Origin of the sequence: Enterococcus sp. DIV0724b, from assembly GCF_050531475.1 — a bacterium.
In the GTDB taxonomy this organism is placed as follows: domain Bacteria; phylum Bacillota; class Bacilli; order Lactobacillales; family Enterococcaceae; genus Enterococcus_L; species Enterococcus_L haemoperoxidus.
The window spans coordinates 2,258,989-2,278,672 of sequence record NZ_CP172890.1; the positions used below are offsets into that span (position 1 = coordinate 2,258,989).

Here is a 19,684-nt window from a genome sequence, read left to right on the forward strand (position 1 = left end):
TTTTATATCCTAACGAGGTCGTGATAAAAACCTGTCTTCTCTATTACTTAGTAAGAACTTCGAGCACTACAAGCTCGAATCTTGATTGTTACTCTAATGCAGCTGCACCCGCTACAATTTCGGTAATTTCCTGTGTAATCGCTCCTTGACGAGCACGATTATAAGAAATCGTTAAATCACTAATAATATTTTGTGCATTATCAGTGGCTGTTTTCATTGCTGTCATCCCAGCAGCATGTTCTGCTGTTTTTGCATCAATAATAGCACCATAGATCAAACTTTCAGCATATTGAGGAAGTAAATTATCTAAAATCGCTTCTTCTGAAGGTTCTAAAATGTACTCTTGCTCATATGTCGTTGCTTCATCTGGATCTAAATCAGAAATTGGCAGCATTTTTTCTACACGAAATTGGCTTGTCAATGAATTGATATGGTGGTTATAACAAACATACAATTCATCAAACACTTCATTTTCATACATCGTAGTCGCTGTTGAAACGATTTTTCGAACTTCATCAAAACTAGGTTGATCGCTTAAACCACGAAGCTCATATGCAACATTTATTCCACGAGCTTTAAAAAAATCTGCTCCAGTTCCACCAATAGCGATCAAGACATATTCATCTTGAGATTTATGATCATCTGCCATCATTTTCATCGTTTGTTTCAATATTGAGCTGTTATAGCCGCCGACCAATCCTTTATCAGAAGTAATGACGATATAACCCGTTTTTTTCACTGGACGTGATGTCAGCATCATATGGTAATTTCCGCTTTCTGATGCTTCTTCATTGTCATATGAATCCAATTCTTCTAGATCACTCAATTGAGCTGCAACAAGATGCGTAACAATAGAACGGATTTTTGATGCATATTCTTGAAAACTTCTAGAAGCCGCCTCAGATTTTGTCAGTTTAGCGCCTGAAACCATTTGCATAGCGTTGGTAATCTGACTGGTTTTTTTAGTTGAAGCAATGCGTTGTTTGATTTCATTTAATGAAGCACCCAATTCTTGTCACCTCTCTTACGCATTTTGAATTGATTCAAGTGTATCCTTTGCTGTTGATCCTTCAGAATTAGCTGCGCTAAATAGTTCTTTGAATTCATTGATTGCAGCATCTAAATCTTCTGATTTTGGCAAATCTTTTGTTGTACGAATCGTCTCAAATAATTCAGGATGTTTTCCATCTAAAAAGTCGAATAATTCTGATTCAAAATCTAGAATTTTTGCAACGCTGATACTATCTAAAAATCCGTGAGTCAACGCATATAGAATAACAACTTGTTTTTCTACTGCCAACGGTGCATGTAATTTTTGTTTTAAAATTTCAACGGTACGACGACCACGGTTTAATTTAGCTTGTGTTGCCGCATCTAAATCAGAACCAAACTGAGTGAATGCTTCTAATTCGCGATAGCTTGCTAAATCTAAACGAAGTGTACCAGCTACTTTTTTCATTGCTTTGATTTGAGCTGAACCACCAACACGTGATACAGAAAGACCTGCATCAACGGCTGGACGAGTGCCAGCATAGAACAAATCACTCTCTAGGAAAATTTGTCCATCTGTGATTGAAATAACATTTGTTGGGATATAAGCTGAAATATCTCCGGCTTGTGTTTCAACAAATGGTAAGGCAGTCATTGAACCACCACCTAATTCATCACTTAATTTTGCCGCACGTTCTAGTAAACGTGAATGCAGATAGAAAACATCACCTGGATAAGCTTCCCGACCTGGAGGACGGCGTAATAGTAATGACAGTTCACGATAAGCTACCGCTTGTTTTGATAAATCATCAAAGATAATCAAAACATGTTTGCCGTTATACATGAATTCTTCACCCATCGCAGCTCCTGCATAAGGCGCAATATAAAGTAATGGAGCTGGTTGAGACGCTCCAGCATTTACGATAATTGTATAATCAAGTGCACCATAGGCTCTTAACGTTTCAACTTGGTTACGGACTGTTGATTCTTTTTGGCCAATCGCAACATAGATACAAATGACATCTTGACCTTTTTGGTTGATGATTGTATCGATGGCAATTGATGTTTTACCAGTTTTACGGTCACCGATCACTAATTCACGTTGCCCACGACCAATCGGTACAAGTGCATCGATTGCTTTAAGACCAGTTTGCATCGGTTGATCAACTGATTTTCTTTGCATAACACCTGGAGCTGCGGCTTCTACAGGACGTGTTTTGTCTGTTTTGATTTCACCTAAGCCATCGATTGGTTGTCCTAATGGATTAACCACACGACCGATCATTGCTTCGCCAACAGGGACTTCCATGATTTTACCTGTGCGTTTCACTTTGTCGCCTTCTCGAATGGTTTCAAAATCACCTAAAATGATAATACCGACATCATTGGTTTCTAAATTTTGCGCCATTCCATATGAGCCATTAGAAAATTCAAGTAGTTCTCCACTCATCGCATTTTCTAATCCATGGGCACGAGCGATTCCATCCCCAACATATGTGACAGTCCCAATTTCTTCGACTGCTAATTCTTGTTGATAATTTTTAATCTGTTCCTTAATCAAGGCACTGATTTCTTCTGCTTTGATAGCCATTCAATTCACCTCTTTATTGTGCTGAACGTTATTTTAATAACAATTCTTGGATTCGTTCTAATTGCTTGTGGATACTACCATCGATTACTTTATAGTTAGCCTCTATAATTACGCCGCCAACAATTTCAGGATCGATCAGATTGATTAAATTAGCTTGTTCATACCCTAAAAGTTTTGCTGCTTTTTCTTCCATTAACTGATGTTGTTCTTTCGTTAAAGGAACAGCCGTCAAAGCTGTGCCTAAAAGCAAGCTCTTATGTTCATCGTAGCGTCTTTCGTATTCATCGATCATCAATAATAAATCGATCATACGAGAGTAGTTATAAACAACATATAAGAAGTTTTCGATTGTTCCATCAAAACCGTTAACTAATTGTTTCATGATTTCGTCTTTTTCGTATGGTTCAAGACGGACGTCACTTAAGATCTCTCCTAATTCTGGAACTTCATGAAAAATCTCTCTAAGTTTTAATAAGTCTTGATAAATGCTGTCGGCTTCTTCATTTTCAATTGCCAGTTCAAACAAAGCTTTGCCATAGCGTTTACCTACCGTATACTTATCTAACTTCATTTGACTTACCTAAACCTTCAATATAAGAATTGATTAAAGAATCATGTGCATCAGGTGTCAATTCTTTATTTAAAATTTTCTCTGCAATTTGTAGAGACAAGCTCGCTACTTCATCTTTAACAGACGCCAATGCTTCTTCATGCTCTTGAGAAATATCAAGACGTGCTTTTTCTCGTAAACGTGACACTTCATCATTGGTTTCTGCTAAGATTTTTTGACGGTTTTGATCTCCGTTCTCTTTCGCATGTTTAATAATTTCTGCTGCTTCAGATTTAGAAGAAAGCAATTTTTGCTGGCGTTCTTCTTGCAACTTAGCGGCTGCTATTCGAGATTGTTCTGCAGAATCTAAATCATTGGCAATTTTATCTTCACGTTTTTTTAACATATCAGTGATTGCTTCCCAAGCGAATTTCTTGATTAGAAGCATCAAAATTAGAAAAGCGCCACTTACGACAATCATCGTTCCAATTGTTGTACTAGGTCCTGCTTCACCGATTACTAAATAATCTAGCATGAAGTTTCAACTTCCTTTCTCTGCAATTCTCTTTGGTAATGTTGTTGAATTACGTTCTTTGTATGGTTTGATTCACCTTTTTTGGGTGAATGATTTGATGTTTCTTTTAATTGTTACTTCTTTCTCTTCGTTCGCCAAGTACTGCTCATCATCTGCTCTGCCTTTGGTTAGAACTTTTGAAGTATACTTGATATTTTGAGTGGTCTGCTTTATTTTGGAGAAGTTTGATGGTTCTTTTAATCGGTTACTTCTCTCTCTTCGTTCGCCAAGTACTGCTCATCATCTGCTCTGCCGGAGGCAGTCGCAGTGATTCGCAGCAAAGAAAGCAGTAACGCGTGGCGTTTTAAAAACTCAGCGTCCTGCCTTCTAAAGAGATTATTTAAGCACTAATAACAATGCAATAACTACACCTAGAATAGGAACCGCTTCGATTAAGGCAACCCCGATAAACATTGTTGTTCTTAGTTGTCCAGCCATTTCTGGTTGGCGTGTCATTGATTCGATTGTTTTTGAGATAACTTTTCCGTTACCGTAAGCGGCTCCGATTGCTGCTCCGAAAACTGCGATTGCTGCTGCGATATAATTCATTATTGTTTTCCTCCTAAGAAATAGTTGTTTTTATTTATTGTTTATTCTTCGACTTCAACTTTATGAGCCATGTAAACCATTGATAATGTTACAAAAATAAATGCTTGAATTCCGCCGATAAATAATGAGAAGGCTAACCAAATCATCTCTAGCGGTATTGCGAGTGGAATTGTCCAAAGTCCAACGCTGGATACAAGTCCTGCAATTAGTCCAAGTAATACTTCACCGGCAAAAATATTTCCGTATAAACGTAGTGCCAACGTAAGCAAGTTCGTAAATTCTTCCATCAACTTGATCGGCATTAAGAAAGATACCGGACTTAAAAAGCTGTTTTTGAAATATCCTTTTAAGCCAAAACGACTAACACTGAAGAAATGTGTTAAAGCAATCATGATCAATGCTAATGTCAAGGTAACCATTGGATCGGCTGTTGGGCTCTTCCAATATGTGTAATCCCCGATTGCCACTTTCGTTACTAAACCAATAATGTTAGCAACTAAAACGAACATAAACATCGTGAATGCTAGTAGGTGAAAATTTGTTACTTCTTTACTCGGCATATTGTCGGTAATGATACTTCGAACAAAATCAATGAGATATTCAATGACATTTTGTTTGCCTTTAGGTTTCATTTGAATATTCCTTGTGCAGAAATATACTATCCCAAAGACAATGACACATGTTAACAGAACCATTAAACAAATCGTTCCGTCAAACCAAATTGGCCCAATCTTGAAGAGTAGTGTCTTCTCTTCCAAATTATTTCACCTCTTTTCCAACAAACTTGCGAGAAGCTTAAAAGGCTTCTATTTCTTAACCACACGTATCATACCACCAACGATGAATAATTTCAAAAGAATTTCATGAAAATTGGACACTTCTTTTAATATGACAAAATATTAAAAGAATAGAGTCCTTTTGGTGTTTGGCAGTACGAAGGTCAGTTACTGAAAAAACGATGAAAACTCATCATTTCCTTTACACTCTACCAAATTTTCCGCTTAAGATAAAGCAAAGAAAATAAATATGCGAAAAAGAATAAAATCAACTTTAAAATGGTTTTATTTCATGCAAAAATGCACGAATTTTGATAAATTATCTTAAATTATTTTTAAGTGTCCGGTTAATTTCACGATTGATTTCTTTACGCTTCAAATCTTCTCGTTTGTCGTATTGCTTTTTCCCTTTTGCAAGACCGATTAAAACTTTAGCATAACCATTACGGATATAAACTTTTAGCGGGATAATCGTGATCCCTGTATTTTTTGTCTCGGCAATCAATTTAGCGATTTGTTTTTTGTGCAGTAATAATTTTCTTGTCCGTAAAGGATCATGATTAAAAATGTTTCCCTGCTCATAAGGACTGATGTGTACATTGAGCAGGTAAGCTTCTCCATTTCTGATTCTAGCAAATCCGTCTTTTAAATTGATTCGTCCATTTCGAATTGATTTGATTTCTGTTCCTTGTAAAACAATCCCAGCTTCCATTGTATCAACAACAGTATAGTCATGCCGTGCCTTACGATTTTGGGCAATCAGTTTGCCTTCCCCTTTTGGCATACCCATTCCTCCGTTTTCTATTTTTTCTTTTGTTTCTTCGGTTTTTTCTTTTTAGCTACTTCTTTATAAAATGGTTTTTTGCCCTTTTTCTTGTTTTTCTTTTGAGTAAATGGTTTTTTATCCATAACTTTACGGTCAGAAGTCCGTTTTCGACGTCCATCTTGACGTTTCTTTTGTTTTGGTGCTTCGATTCTTTCAACTTCTTCAGCTTCCAGAAATTCAAAATCGATTTCTCTGGTTTCAGGATCTGCTTTGTCTACTTTAACTTTGACTTTTTGACCGATTTTTAGAGTCATTCCTGTTCGTTCACCAACAAGAGCCATATGATTTTCAATAAAATGGAAGTAATCTTGTTTTAGATTATTAACGTGAATCAAGCCTTCAATCGTATTCGGTAGCTCTACAAACAGTCCAAAACGAGTCACCGAGCTGATGACACCATCGTATTCTTCACCAATTTTATCCGCCATAAATTCTGCTTTCTTCATTGAGTCAACTTCACGTTCTGTCTCAACTGCCCGACGTTCCATTCTCGAACTATGATCAGCAATATCTGGTAAATCTTGTTCCCATTTTTCTTTTAGTTTTTCTGAAACGTTGCCTTCGTAACTGCGGATCAATCGATGAACGATCAAATCTGGGTAACGACGGATCGGTGAAGTAAAGTGAGTATAATACTCCGCTGCTAAACCATAATGACCGTAATTATCTTCTGAATAACGCGCTTGCTGCATACTGCGTAGCAACATTGTATTGATAACTGCTTCTTCAGGTTTGTCAGCAACTTGTTCCAAAACTTTTTGTAAGTCTTTTGGTGTAATGTCTGCCTTTGTTCCTTTAACTAAAATGCCCAATACAGCTGCAAAATCGAAGAAACGTTGCATTTTTTCTTCTTTTGGTTGTTCATGGATCCGATAAATAAATGGTAATTTTAATTCATTGAAGTGCTTAGCAACTGTTTCATTCGCTGCTAACATAAATGATTCGATCAAGCGTTCACCTACCCCACGCGTGCGAAGTAGTATATCATGTGGATGTCCATTTGCGTCAACCAACACTTTGGCTTCTCTGTCTTCAAACGAAATCGCACCACGATTTTCCCGCATTTGTTCAAGAATGTGATGCAGTTCGCCCATTTCGTTAAACATCGTTACTAACTTTTTATAACGCTTCATGGTTTCTGGTTTTTGTTCTTCTAAAATTTCATTGACAGCTGTATAAGTCATTCGTTCAGTTGTTTGGATCACACTTTGGAAAATGTCATGCTTCACTACGTGACCTTCTGGTGTTATTTCCATCTCACAACTCATTGTAAGTCTTGGCACGTTAGGGTTTAATGAACAGATACCATTTGACAAACGTTGCGGAATCATTGGCACAACACGGTCAGTTAAATAAACACTCGTGCCACGTTCATACGCTTCTTGGTCTAACTCACTGCCTTCAGTAACATAATAAGAAACATCTGCAATATGCACACCTAAGAAATAATTACCGTTTTCTAATTTTCGTACCGTCACTGCATCATCTAAATCTTTGGCGTCTTCTCCATCAATTGTGACAATCATTTGATCACGTAAGTCCCTACGGCCTTTGATATCATCATCTGATATTGCATCAGGTACTTTGTCAGCTTCAGCGACCACTTCATCTGGAAAACTTGTTGGGATGCCGTGAGCCACGACGATCGATAGAATATCCATTCCTGGATCATTTTTATGGCCGACTACTTTTTTGACGATTCCTTCTAAGCTCTTTGGGTATTCTTTTTCAGGATAATGCGTTACTTCTACGATTACAATACTCCCGTCAACTGGTTTGATTCCTTGAGCAGCAATATTGAATGTTAGACCTGTCATTTTTTTATCCTTTGGAACTGCATAGCCATATAGATCGGTTTCACTTACTTCTTTTTCATCATAGGCAATAAATTCACCAACGACTTGAGTAATCGCACGAGTTTTTATTTCCACGACTTTTCCTTCAGCTCCACGATCAGAAAAAGCATCGGCTGGTTGAACGATATCGATTACGACAATATCACCGTCCATCGCAAAATTGACAGCTTCTTTTGGAATATAGACATCAGCCTCTTCTGGGTCGATGGTCACAAAACCAAAACCGCGCTCATTTGCACGAAAAGTTCCTTCGATATCCCCATTATTTTGTGGTAAACGAATCTTACCTTTTTTATTAAATTCTACTGATTTTTCGCGCTCCATCGTTGCAATAGTTTGAACTAACAGCTTAAAATCTGAGCTCTTTTGCAATTGCAAGCCTTCCGCGATTTCTTCCATGGAAAAACTTTTTTTCGTATGGTCTTCCATAAAAGATAGGATTTTCTCCTTGATTGTTTGTTTTGTCATTTATTCTCCTCATTCCAAGACAATGTATTTAAAAATGCGAATACATCTTGTTCTAGTTGTTTATGATCTGGTCCAATGGTCAGCACATGTCCGCTATTTGGATACCAGTTTAATGTAAATCGTGTTTGGGTCAGTACATGAGCTGTCTGATAGACACCCATCGGATCAATCATTTCATCTTTTCCAGCTTGTGCCATAAAGACAGGAACGTTAATTTGACCAAGTTGATTAGCCGTCTGCTCAGAGAAAGACTCAATGTCTTTTAATTGAACGTAGGATGCTTCTTTGATTTTTACCATTCGTTCTGCTCGTTCTTCAGTTGAAACGCCAGCTGTCTTTAACACTTTATCAGCATAAAGAACGAAATTTTCTGGCACTTTATTTTTTACTGGAAAAATTGGTGAACAGAAAAAACCACCACCGATAATTCCTGTTAGTTGACTTGTTAATGCGCCCATCGTAAAAATACCACCCATCGAAAGACCAAAAACAGCAATTTCCTGATATCCTTTGTCCTTTAAAAATTGAATAGCATCCACTGTATCTTGCCACCAATCATTGGTTGTTTTTTCCAAAATATCTTCTGGGGCGATGGTTGCATGACCAGAAAAATTAGGAGAGTACACCGTATAATTTTCTTTCTCTAAATAACGACTCAGCATCCGAACATCATTGCTGCTTCCTGAATATGCGTGCAAAAGTAATACAGCACGGGGACCATTTTGTGTAAATAATGGTTTAGGTAGACTTATTTTTTTCACTATCTAATTCACCTCATCCCCATTTTAGCACATTATCTAGCGAAAACCTTATGAAAAGAAAGATGTTCCAAGAACTTTTCATATGAGGTTATTCATTTTTTAAAAGAAAAAAAATCCCTCAGTAAATGAGGGACTTCAAAGGTCTTACTTTGATGATAATAATACTAAAATAAATAATAGTAACATCCAAATAGCACCAATAATTGCTGTTGCACGTTGCATAACAGCTTCGAATCCGCGTGCTTTTTGTTTACCGAAAAGTTTATCTGCGCCACCTGTAAATGCACTTGCTGCACTGTTTTGTTTACTTGGCTGCATCATAACGGCAATAACCATCACTACTGAAAGGATGATCACAAGTGTTAAAATAAAATTATACATAGTCTAATTCTCCCTTATTCACAAAATACATCTATTATACTTTAGCATATTTTTCGTACAAATACCAGTTGTATTTACATAAGCTTGATTGTTTTCATCTATTATTTAGTGAAAAGTAAAAATTAGCACACATCAAAACTAACAATCAGGTTCTTAACACATCACCATATTCAGGTTTACTATCAAACTCTTTTTTAGCAAATGGACATAAGGGTATGATTTTTTTGCCTTCTCGACGTGCTTTTTCCACGCCATTATACACTAGTTTTTCTGCTAATTTTTGTCCACGATATGCAGGGTCAACAAAGGTATGATCAATGATCATCATTTCAGTTCCTGCATCTGACCAAGTCATTTCGCCAATTTCTTTATTTTCATCATTCAATAAAACAAAACGGTTGCTCTCTTCTTTAATTTCCATGATTATTTTTCATCCTTTCGAATATACTTTAAAGCACCACTAGGGCATGTATCGATCACTCGAATATCGTCTTCAATACTACCATTATCCGCAATGATCCATGGACGACGGCCGACTTCAAAGACATCTGGATTACCGCGGACACAATTGCCAATATGGGCACAAATATCCTTGCTATAATAAATATCTAAACCGTCTCCTGAATATTTACGATACCCTTGTTCTAAAAGCATTTCTTCATTGACACTTTTATTATTTATTTTGCTTCCATCCACTACCTATTCCCCCTAGAATCATAAAATTACATTCGTTTTTTTATGTTTTTGATAAGTTGATTTTAGCAATTTAAAAGAATAGTTGCAACTATCTGTTCTTTTAGAAAATAGGCTGCTAGCATTACTCTTAATCATTTTTCGCTCTTAAAGAAGAAAGGATTGAAACAGTATCTACGACTTCTTGTAAAACCGCGCCAAATAAAGCGGGAATAATGCCTGTGCTGGCAATTAGCATCAAAACGGTACAAATCAGAATGCCAATCAAAACAGATTGCTTAGCAATTTTCATCGTATCTTTAGAAATTTTTACGGCTATGCTGACTTTTTCTAAATCATCTTTTAAGATTACCGCATCAGCTGTTTCACTTGCTGCAGTAGCCCCGTGAGCCCCCATTGCAATTCCTATATCCGCAATCGCTAAAGAAGGTGCATCATTTACGCCATCTCCAACCATGATCACAGGACGCAAATCATCTGATAGTTGTTTTAATACATCGATTTTATCTTGAGGCAAACATTCTGCATAAACCACTGAAATTCCGACTTTTTTTGCAATATCATCTGCCACTTGTTGATGATCACCTGTCAACATCAACAAGTGATTTACCTGTAGATTACGTAATTGGTTCATCGTCTCTTTGGCTTCTGGACGAATACTGTCAGTAAAAGTGATATAACCCAGATAATGATTATCTTGAGAAATGTAAATAATAGTTTGATTTGCTACTTCTTCAATTTTTTGTTGTGAAACAAACGTTGGTTTCCCTACTCTAATTATTTTCCCGTCGATTATCGCTTTAACACCAGAACCCGTTACTTCTTCTAATTCAGAAACCTTTTTCAATACTGAGGAAGAAGCATATGACACAAGTGATCGAGCTAAAATGTGGCTGGATTCTTGTTCTGCACTTGCTGCCAATATCAGTAGATTATCCGCTGAAATCTCACTTGTAGAGACAATTTTGTCAACTGACAAGACTCCTTTAGTAATCGTACCTGTCTTATCAAATGCAACTGATTTTGCTTCAGCCATTTTTTCTAAAGTCGTTCCTGTTTTTACAACGATCCCATTCCTACTTGAACGGCTCATGCCTGCAACTAACGCAATCGGAGCAGCCAAAATCAACGGGCACGGCGATGCTACAACTAAGACTTCAGCAAACCTAGTCGGATCTTTTGAAATAAACCAAGCAGCTCCGGCAATTACATACGCTGTAATAGTGAATGGCACGGCATAACGATCGGCCATTCGTACAAAACGAGCAGGCTGTGCTTCTGATTCTTTGACTAATTTAACGATCGTTTGATATTGACTATCGGCTGCACTTTTTTCAGCTTTCATGGTTAATGAGCTGTCCCCATTGATCGAACCAGACATCAAGGAGTCCCCTATTTTTTTATTTACAGGTCGTGATTCCCCAGTTAAAGAAGATTCGTCAACTACCGATACACCTTTTGTCACACGGCCATCAACAGGAACTATTTCTCCAGGTTTAACAAGCAGATCATCTCCTATTGCGACTTTTTCTACCATAATATCTATCAATGTGCCATTAATTGACTGATGTGCTTTTTGAGGTGAATTATCCAACAATGCTCTTAATTCTTTATTCGCTTTTTTAGCTGCATAATCTTCAAGAGAATCACCGCCTGTCAACATGATCAAAATCATCAAACTTGCCCAATATTCTCTAACTGCTAAGGTTGCGATGATTGCTGTGATCGCTAAAATATCCACCCCATATTTTCCAGACTTCAAGGTTTTTACCATTTCTACTAACATTGAAAATGCCATGACAGACCCCGTAATGACGATGATCCCAAAAGCCCACGTTGGCTGATGAAAAATAAATTCAAATACTAACGCTAAAATTCCTGTTATGATCGTAATAATCAATTTGGTTAAGTGTTTCATTTATACCACTCCTTTTGAAAAGTTCCCTTCTCTACATTTAGATTACACTCAGTTGACACAATAACAAAATTAAAGGACTTAAATGAAAATGAATGTCATTCTTCATTAGACTTTGTTCAAATAAAAAAAGCTAGCGAACAAAACAAAAGTAAAAAATGCTTTTGATTTGCTCTCTAGCTCTTTATGATTTTAAATGACTCTCTTCTTCTTCTTGATTCGCCTATTTTCTTTCCTTTTCTCAATTTCATAGATTGCTCTGGTCATAAACAATGAAATGTAATTAAATATGGATCTACTGCCAAGAATCAGTGGAAGGTAGAATAAAACATTTCTTGTAAATAGTGATGTTAGCATAAAGAAGTCCCCAAAGAATAAGAAACAAACAAGAAAGGCAATCAATAATAATACAATCATGATCTGTTTTTTCAAATCCAGTGGTCGCGCAGCTCTTATCAACACTTGAAATCCTACACAACCCGTAAGCAACACGCACATCGTAGAAACGTCTTGATGTGATAAATCAAACCAAATTCCAGCAAGTTGTAGCACTAAAATGTTAAAAACAACTGTCAGCGCTCCTGGGACTGAAATTCGCAATATATTCGTCAAAAAGTGTCCTTTTATTCGTTGATAATTTGGTTCTAATGCCAAAATAAAAGAAGGTATTCCGACTGTTAGTGTATTGATTGGTGTTAATTGTAGCGGCGCAAATGGGTACGGTAAAAATAAAAAGATAAATGTTACAGCAAGGATAGCTGAATAGATCGTTTTTACCATATACATTGACGCAACTCGCTCAATGTTATTGATTACTCTACGCCCTTCATTCAGCACTTGAATCATTGAACTAAAATCAGAATTCAATAATACAACATCAGAAACTGCTCGGGCCGCATCGCTTCCGCTAGCCATTGCCACACTGACATCTGCTTCTCTCAATGAAAGTATATCATTCACACCGTCGCCTGTCATACATGTTGTATGCCCATTTTGTTTTAACGCTTGAATCAATTCTCTTTTTTGATACGGTGTTACTCGACCAAAAACAGTTGTATTTTCCACCAACTCATTAAAATTGGTTGAATCAGAAACTGTACTCATATCCACAAAGTTTTCTGCTCCTGCGATTCCTGCTTGTTTCGCTATTTGAGATACCGTAATTGGATTATCACCTGAGATAACTTTTAACGTTACATCTTGTTTCGCAAAATAAGAGAATGTATCGACAGCATTTTCACGTATCGTATCGGCAATAATGAAAATCGCAACCGTTTCTTTCTTTTGTGGTAGTTCTGGACTTTTCAATTCTTCGGAAAAATGAACCAGAATAAGAACACGATCTCCTTGCTCATTATAAGGAGCCAATTTTTCTCGTAAGTCGTCTGGTACTTCAGAATAAATAAATTCTGGCGCACCCATTACAAATGATCCTTTTTCTTCAAACGTCACACCACTCCATTTTCGATCCGATGAAAAAGGGATAACTTCTTTGACTTTCCAAGTGGATTGAGAAAGTGGGAACCGAGTTCTAAGAACCTTGGCTGTTGCATTTTGATCGGAAAGTCCTGCCATCATTTCACTCATAGCACGTTCGATTTCACTCGCGGGAAAACCAGCTTGAGGAATCAGTTCTTTGAAAGTCAAAGTGCCATCTGTAATGGTTCCTGTTTTATCCAAACAAATGGTGTCTACCCGCGCGAGTGTTTCAATACACGATAGTCGCTGGATCAAGGTTTGTTTTCTAGCTAAATTGGCTGCACCAACAGCAAAGGCTACACTAGTCAATAGCATCAATCCTTCTGGGATCATACTGATCAATGCACCAGAAACACCTAAAACCGTTTTAGGAAATGACTGTGTCGATTGATACTGAGACCAAAATAACAATAATCCGATTGGAACAATCGCAAATGTCAGCCCTTTGATTAAAAGATTTAGAGAATTCATTAGTTCAGAAGTCGAATGCTTTTCTGTTTTCGCTTCTTTAGATAATTTGGAAACAAAATTATCTTCCCCAACAGCAGTAATTTCAACAAAACCTAAGCCAGAAGTTATAAAACTTCCGCTCATGATTTTGTCACCATTTTGTTTCGTGATTTTATCTGATTCCCCAGTTAGTAAGGACTCATCTACTTCCATTCCTTCTGCATGAAGGACAATACCATCGGAAGGAACTTGATTTCCCAATGTCAAAACTAAGACATCTCCTAAAACAATTTCATCTTGAAAAATGTTTGTCAGTCGATTCTCTCTCAAAGCCATTACTTCTGTTTTATTCACGATTGATAGTTTATCGATGGTTTTCTTTGCATGTATTTCTTGAATCACACCAATTGCTGTGTTGATAATGATAATCCAGAAAAACAATGCATTTTTGGGATAACCAACAGCGAATACTGCAACTGCTAAAAACAAGTTAATAAAATTGAATAATGTCAATGCGTTATCTAAAATGATCTGCTTCGTTGTTCTAGATAAATCCTCAACTTCTTTGTTGGTTTTACCTTCTGCAATAAGCTGTTGTACTTCTTGATCAGATAGCCCTTTAATATCAGTGGGAATCCGAATATCACTATGATTGATAGGTTTTATCGTTTCTTCAGATGAAAGAAACGCCTCGTTATCGATATCTCTTTTTTTCCTAAACAATTTTTTCATATTTTCATTCACCTTCTTATTACTATTGTTAAACCAATTGTAGAGTAGTTTACCCAGTATTTCAGATAACTAGTTTAATTTTACACTTTTTTTAACCATTTGAACAAAATGAAGGTATTTTAGCGTAATGTTAGGTGTAAAAAAAGAAAGGCTAATATTTTTAGTCTTTCTTTTTACTTGATTTTTCTGGAGTTGGCTTTTATAACAGAGTGAAGCAAAAAGAAAACCACCATCAGCTTCAAATATTTCAATCCACTCACTCCATAACAGAGTGAGACTAACGTAGGTATTGTTATAGATAAAGCTAAAAAAACATTTCAATCCACTCACTCCATAACAGAGTGAGACTGTGAAAAAGGCACTTAATCTAACTAAAACCACTTATAATAACGAATTTCCTTTATAAATCTAAGGGATTATTAAAATAAAATGAGAAAAACAGCTAAATCAAGGCATTTTCATCTTCAATTTTGGTGCGGATCCCCTAGTGATTTCATGGGCACTTGAGGTTCGCACCAAATATTATCCCGCCAACTTTCTGAAGCTTATTTCCAAAAATCATCAAAAATTGAAATCGGCATATGACGTTTGTGCTGCGTTTTTTTATACCATCCTTCAATCGTTTCTCTTGCTTTATCCGATACGGCTCTGCCTTCAACATAATCATCGATATCATCATACGTTACACCAAGTGCTACTTCATCTGCAACTAATGGTTTATCATCTTCTAAATCAGCTGTTGGAATCTTAGTATACAATTCAGCAGGCGCGCCTAGTTCTTTCAACAATGCTTTTCCCTGACGCTTATTTAAACGGAACAATGGTAAAATATCTGCACCGCCATCTCCATATTTTGTATAAAAACCAGTAATGTTTTCAGCTGCATGATCTGTCCCAATTACAGCACCTGCTTTTTCTCCTGCAATCGCATATTGAACGATCATCCGTTGACGTGCTTTCATATTCCCTTTATTGAAATCGCTGATTGGAACGCTAGATTCCTCAAGAGAAAGAACACATGCATCAATTGCTGGCTTGATATTTACACGCAAAGAAATATCGGGATGAATAAAATCTAACGCTTTTTTAGCATCCGCTTCATCGGCTTGCTCACCATACGGCAAACGGACAGCAATAAACTGATAGCGGTCATCTTTTGTTTCTGCACGCATCTCTTCCATAGTCAGTTGTGCAAGTCGACCAGCTAGCGTGGAATCTTGCCCTCCGCTGATCCCTAAAACAAAAGTTTTTAAAAATGGATATTTGTATAAATAACTTTTCATAAAATCAATACTTTTTCTGATTTCTTCGTGCGGATCTATTTGCGGTTTTACACCTAATTCTTCAATAATTGCTTTTTGTAGTGACTCCATAGAAAATCCCTCCTAATTTAAAAGCGGAACAAATCGGTTAATCCTGTTGATAATCAGTAAATTAGCAACGAAACATTCTTTGTTTCCTTGCTATTTTACTAAGAATTGATTTGTGTAGTTAGATACTATTTATTTGCCTTCACTTAATGCTTTTACATCTACGCGTACTTTTTCCAGTAAGCGCATTTTATGATTCCAGCATTCAGTTGATAAATCTACTGGATATTTTTGTGGGTTGAGATCACGCTTATATTCTTCCCAAAGTGAATCAAGATTTTCTTTTGCATAACTTTTGATTTCTTCTAAGGTAGGCATTTCATAAACACGTTTTCCTTCAACAAAAATATCTTGTAAAACAGCTCTCGCCTCAAAATCTCTGACTGTTTTGTTGATAAATGTATGCACTGGATGAAACATATAGATTTCTTCTTGTTTACGAGGATCTTCATCCCACAGTGTGACATAGTCACCTTCTGATTTTTTATCTGATTTGCGTGTGATTCGCCATACTTGTTTCTTCCCAGGAGTTGTGACTTTTTCAGCATTACTGGAAAGCTTGATCGTATCTTTCATTTTACCGTTTTTATCTTCAATCGAAACTAATTTAAATACAGCGCCTAAAGCCGGTTGATCATAAGCCGTGATCAACTTTGTTCCTACGCCCCAAACATCGATTTTTGCTTTTTGCATTTTTAAACTTAAAATAGTATTTTCATCCAAGTCATTTGAAGCATATATTTTAGCTTCTGTGTATCCTGCTTCATCTAACTGCTCGCGCACTCGTTTTGAAATATAAGCCATATCTCCACTATCAAGGCGAACTCCGAGGAAGTTGATTTTATCACCCATTTCTTTTGCTACACGAATCGCGCTTGGCACTCCAGATTTTAGGGTATCGTAAGTATCAACCAAAAAGACACAATCCTTATGAGTTTGAGCATATGCTGTAAAAGCGTCATAATCATTTCCATAAGATTGTACTAATGAATGAGCATGTGTTCCACTGACGGGAATACCGAAAATTTTACCAGCTCGAACATTACTTGTCGCATCCGCTCCACCAATGTATGCCGCACGAGTACCCCAAACAGCCGCATCCAATTCTTGTGCACGACGCGTCCCAAATTCCATCAAAGGATCTTCTCCGATCACAGACTTGATACGCGCTGCTTTTGTTGCAATCAATGTTTGAAAATTGACCATATTCAACAAAGCTGTTTCGATCAACTGACATTGAGCCAAAGGACCTTCTACCTGAATCAAGGGCTCGTTGTTAAAAACTAAATCGCCTTCTAATGCAGAACGAACGGTACATTTAAATTCAAATTCTTTTAGATAAGTCAAAAAATCCTCAGGATAATCTTCTACCTCTCTAAGATAAGCGATATCTGTATCTGTAAAAGTTAAATTCTCTAAATAATCGACCAATCGCTCTAAGCCTGCAAAAATAGCATAGCCATGATTAAATGGCATCTCCCGAAAATAACATTCAAAAACCGAATGTAAATCTGCTCTACCTAATTTCCAATACGTTTGCATCATGTTAATTTGATATAGATCCGTATGTAACGTTAAGCTATCATCATCATAAACTTTTGTCATCTTACTATGCCATCCTTTATTTTTTCTAGAATTTTAATTTCTATTATAACAAAAAACTGTCTTTTTAACTAAAAACTGATTTTAAGATTCTTTTTTCTTGAAGATAAAAAACTTGCTGAAAAAGTAATTCAATACCACCACTGCAACTTGAGTCACCATTTTTGCCCAAAAATCTGAGATGTGCATCACTTCGATCATTAAAACCATCAAGGCCATATCAACAACAAAAGACAAGATACGATACCAGTAAAACAGTAGCATTTCTCTAATAAAAGAACCAATATCTTCATGATTACTCGCAAACACAAAGTACTTATTTGTGAAAAATGCGAAAAGTACTGATAAAAACCAGCCTATTGCATTACTTATTTTATAGTCGATTCCTAATATATCTTTACAGATAAAGAAAATAACAATATTAACAATCGTTGTAGCTACTCCAAAAACTAAATATGAAATCACTTCTTTATATTTATGAAATAATGCTTTCAACCTTTACGCTTCCTTTCATGACTCTTTCATTTTATCAAAAATAGACTTGAAATCCCACTGATTTTCTAGTTTCTCATAATTGATTATTTGTTGAAAAAATAAACGTTTCTAACTATTATAAAAAAGGATCAGAGCAAAATAAGCAGATTCTGGTCACTTTACTGTGAAGAATAGTAAAATCAACTTACCTAAAAAATAAAACACCCCACAAAAAGTTGCAATTTAGCTTTTAGCAGGGTGTTTTATTGTTATGCTACATCAACATTTTTTTGAATCACAATAATATCTTTTCTAGGTGCGCTAAAAGAATAGCCTTTTTGCTGCATTTCATTTTTAACACCAATATGAACGGTCACTTCTTCTCTTGTCGTATTCAAAAGTCTTTTAATGACGTAATCAACTTCTTTTTTTGTAATTTTCTTTTTCGTGTTAATCATAATGATATCGATTTTATCAAACGCATCAGCATATACGATTTGAGTGCGATCTAATGCATATAATTTAAAAAATTTAATTGCTTTTGTACCAAAAACGAATTTAGTGATATTGGGATAAAAATACTCCAAATCTAAATTTCTGTTGATCGGTGTCTCGATTAATTTCATTGTATCAGCTCCTTATTCATTTAAACTTATCTGGATAACTTTACATAAAAATTTTACTCTTTCATTCGTTCTTTGTAAATCAAAAAAAAGATATTCAACAAAAAAAGCAAGAAATTATGTTATTCTAAAAAAAAATGCTTGACCTTCACGTTATGTAAAGGTTTATGCTATATACATACAGGAGGGAATCTGATGGAATACACTATTAAAAAGATTGCCGAATTATCCGGAATCAGCACTCGAACCTTGCGTTATTATGATGAGATTCATCTATTAAAACCGGCGCGCATCAATTCTTCTGGTTATCGTATTTATGGTACGAAAGAAATCGATAAGCTGCAGCAAATTCTTTTTTATCGTTCTTTAGATATGAAATTAGAAGACATCCAAAAAGTACTAGAGACGCCAAACTATGATCCAAAACACGCGTTACAAGATCATTATCAGCAATTATTGGAAAAACGCCAGCAAATCGATCATCTGATCCTGACTGTAGAAAAAACGTTGCGTTATCAAAAAGGAGAAATCACTATGACTGACAAAGAAAAATTCGTAGGATTCAAACAAGCAAAACTACAAGAAAATGAGCAAACATATGGCAAAGAAATACGGGAAAAATACGGAGAAGAAACTATAAAAGCATCTAATCAAAAGTGGCTAAATTTAAGCGAAGAAGACTTTAAGGGCATGGAACTTACTGAAAAAGAAATGTTTGAAGCTTTAAAAATCGTGATGAAAAATAATGATTACCACTCACAAGAAGCAGAAACTGTCTTTCTAAAGCATAAAGAATGGCTAAGCTATACCTCTCCTGTTTATTCAGCTGAACTGCACAAAAGTCTAGGTCAAATGTACGTAGGTGACGAACGATTTGCCTCCTACTACAATGAACGAGCTGGAGAATCTGCCGCCCAAACACTAAACAAAATCATTCAAGCTTTCGCCAACTAAAAAGCGCGTTCGTATAAATAATTCCTGATTCATAAATTATGTTGCCCGTAAAAAGAACCCCTCATTTGGA

Annotated in this window: 19 protein-coding genes; 1 reads left to right on the forward strand and 18 read right to left on the reverse strand. The window is 36.2% G+C overall.

What is annotated here, in order from left to right:
• Positions 1-88: 88 nt before the first annotated feature.
• From IGJ02_RS10405 to IGJ02_RS10490, 18 genes are all read right to left on the reverse strand, one after another.
• On the reverse strand, positions 89-1,009 hold the full coding sequence (locus IGJ02_RS10405) for a F0F1 ATP synthase subunit gamma (protein WP_010763293.1): 921 nt from the start codon (positions 1,007-1,009) through the stop codon (positions 89-91).
• A 15-nt stretch (positions 1,010-1,024) separates the two neighbouring features.
• Positions 1,025-2,581 (reverse strand): F0F1 ATP synthase subunit alpha, encoded by a 1,557-nt coding sequence (gene atpA / locus IGJ02_RS10410; RefSeq protein WP_010763292.1) that lies wholly within the window; start codon positions 2,579-2,581, stop codon positions 1,025-1,027.
• A 28-nt stretch (positions 2,582-2,609) separates the two neighbouring features.
• Entirely contained in the window at positions 2,610-3,152 is a 543-nt protein-coding gene (gene atpH, locus IGJ02_RS10415; RefSeq protein ID WP_010763291.1) for an ATP synthase F1 subunit delta, read from the reverse strand.
• On the reverse strand, positions 3,139-3,666 hold the full coding sequence (gene atpF / locus IGJ02_RS10420) for a F0F1 ATP synthase subunit B (protein ID WP_010763290.1): 528 nt from the start codon (positions 3,664-3,666) through the stop codon (positions 3,139-3,141). The genes atpH and atpF overlap by 14 nt, the downstream gene beginning before the upstream one ends.
• Positions 3,667-4,041: 375 nt before the next feature.
• Complete coding sequence (gene atpE, locus IGJ02_RS10425; RefSeq protein WP_010763289.1) at positions 4,042-4,254, reverse strand: F0F1 ATP synthase subunit C; 213 nt, start codon at positions 4,252-4,254, stop codon at positions 4,042-4,044.
• Between the two features lie 41 nt (positions 4,255-4,295).
• The gene (gene atpB / locus IGJ02_RS10430; RefSeq protein ID WP_010763288.1) at positions 4,296-5,012 is read right to left on the reverse strand and encodes a F0F1 ATP synthase subunit A; all 717 of its coding nucleotides are present in this window, start codon (positions 5,010-5,012) and stop codon (positions 4,296-4,298) included.
• 337 nt (positions 5,013-5,349) lie between these two features.
• A complete protein-coding gene (smpB, locus tag IGJ02_RS10435; protein WP_010763287.1) occupies positions 5,350-5,814 on the reverse strand; it encodes an SsrA-binding protein SmpB in 465 nt (154 codons plus the stop codon).
• 17 nt (positions 5,815-5,831) lie between these two features.
• Positions 5,832-8,180, reverse strand: a complete 2,349-nt coding sequence (rnr, locus tag IGJ02_RS10440; protein WP_430601933.1) for a ribonuclease R — start codon at positions 8,178-8,180, stop codon at positions 5,832-5,834.
• Positions 8,177-8,944: an alpha/beta hydrolase gene (locus tag IGJ02_RS10445; protein WP_430604099.1), complete on the reverse strand. Its 768-nt coding sequence runs from the start codon at positions 8,942-8,944 to the stop codon at positions 8,177-8,179. The genes rnr and IGJ02_RS10445 overlap by 4 nt, the downstream gene beginning before the upstream one ends.
• A 141-nt stretch (positions 8,945-9,085) precedes the next feature.
• Entirely contained in the window at positions 9,086-9,322 is a 237-nt protein-coding gene (gene secG, locus IGJ02_RS10450) for a preprotein translocase subunit SecG (protein WP_010763284.1), read from the reverse strand.
• Positions 9,323-9,467: 145 nt separating this feature from the next.
• A complete protein-coding gene (locus IGJ02_RS10455) occupies positions 9,468-9,743 on the reverse strand; it encodes a GNAT family N-acetyltransferase (RefSeq protein ID WP_430601934.1) in 276 nt (91 codons plus the stop codon).
• 2 nt (positions 9,744-9,745) lie between these two features.
• Positions 9,746-9,976 carry a (4Fe-4S)-binding protein gene (locus tag IGJ02_RS10460; protein ID WP_425268403.1) on the reverse strand — a complete coding sequence of 77 codons (231 nt, stop codon included), beginning with the start codon at positions 9,974-9,976 and terminating at the stop codon, positions 9,746-9,748.
• Positions 9,977-10,145: 169 nt separating this feature from the next.
• Positions 10,146-11,933, reverse strand: coding sequence for a heavy metal translocating P-type ATPase (locus IGJ02_RS10465; protein WP_430601935.1), 1,788 nt, complete (start codon positions 11,931-11,933; stop codon positions 10,146-10,148).
• A gap of 189 nt (positions 11,934-12,122) precedes the next feature.
• The gene (locus IGJ02_RS10470) at positions 12,123-14,591 is read right to left on the reverse strand and encodes an HAD-IC family P-type ATPase (protein WP_430601936.1); all 2,469 of its coding nucleotides are present in this window, start codon (positions 14,589-14,591) and stop codon (positions 12,123-12,125) included.
• Positions 14,592-15,136: 545 nt separating this feature from the next.
• Positions 15,137-15,964, reverse strand: a complete 828-nt coding sequence (gene nadE, locus IGJ02_RS10475) for an ammonia-dependent NAD(+) synthetase (RefSeq protein ID WP_430601937.1) — start codon at positions 15,962-15,964, stop codon at positions 15,137-15,139.
• Positions 15,965-16,093: 129 nt separating this feature from the next.
• Positions 16,094-17,566, reverse strand: a complete 1,473-nt coding sequence (locus IGJ02_RS10480; protein ID WP_010763278.1) for a nicotinate phosphoribosyltransferase — start codon at positions 17,564-17,566, stop codon at positions 16,094-16,096.
• A gap of 81 nt (positions 17,567-17,647) precedes the next feature.
• Positions 17,648-18,058 (reverse strand): GtrA family protein, encoded by a 411-nt coding sequence (locus tag IGJ02_RS10485; RefSeq protein WP_010763277.1) that lies wholly within the window; start codon positions 18,056-18,058, stop codon positions 17,648-17,650.
• A gap of 248 nt (positions 18,059-18,306) precedes the next feature.
• Complete coding sequence (locus IGJ02_RS10490) at positions 18,307-18,663, reverse strand: DUF1827 family protein (protein ID WP_010763276.1); 357 nt, start codon at positions 18,661-18,663, stop codon at positions 18,307-18,309.
• 192 nt (positions 18,664-18,855) lie between these two features.
• Here IGJ02_RS10490 and IGJ02_RS10495 point away from each other — a divergent pair, with 192 nt between their 5' ends.
• Positions 18,856-19,614, forward strand: a complete 759-nt coding sequence (locus IGJ02_RS10495; protein WP_430601938.1) for a MerR family transcriptional regulator — start codon at positions 18,856-18,858, stop codon at positions 19,612-19,614.
• The last annotated feature ends 70 nt before the right edge of the window (positions 19,615-19,684 follow it).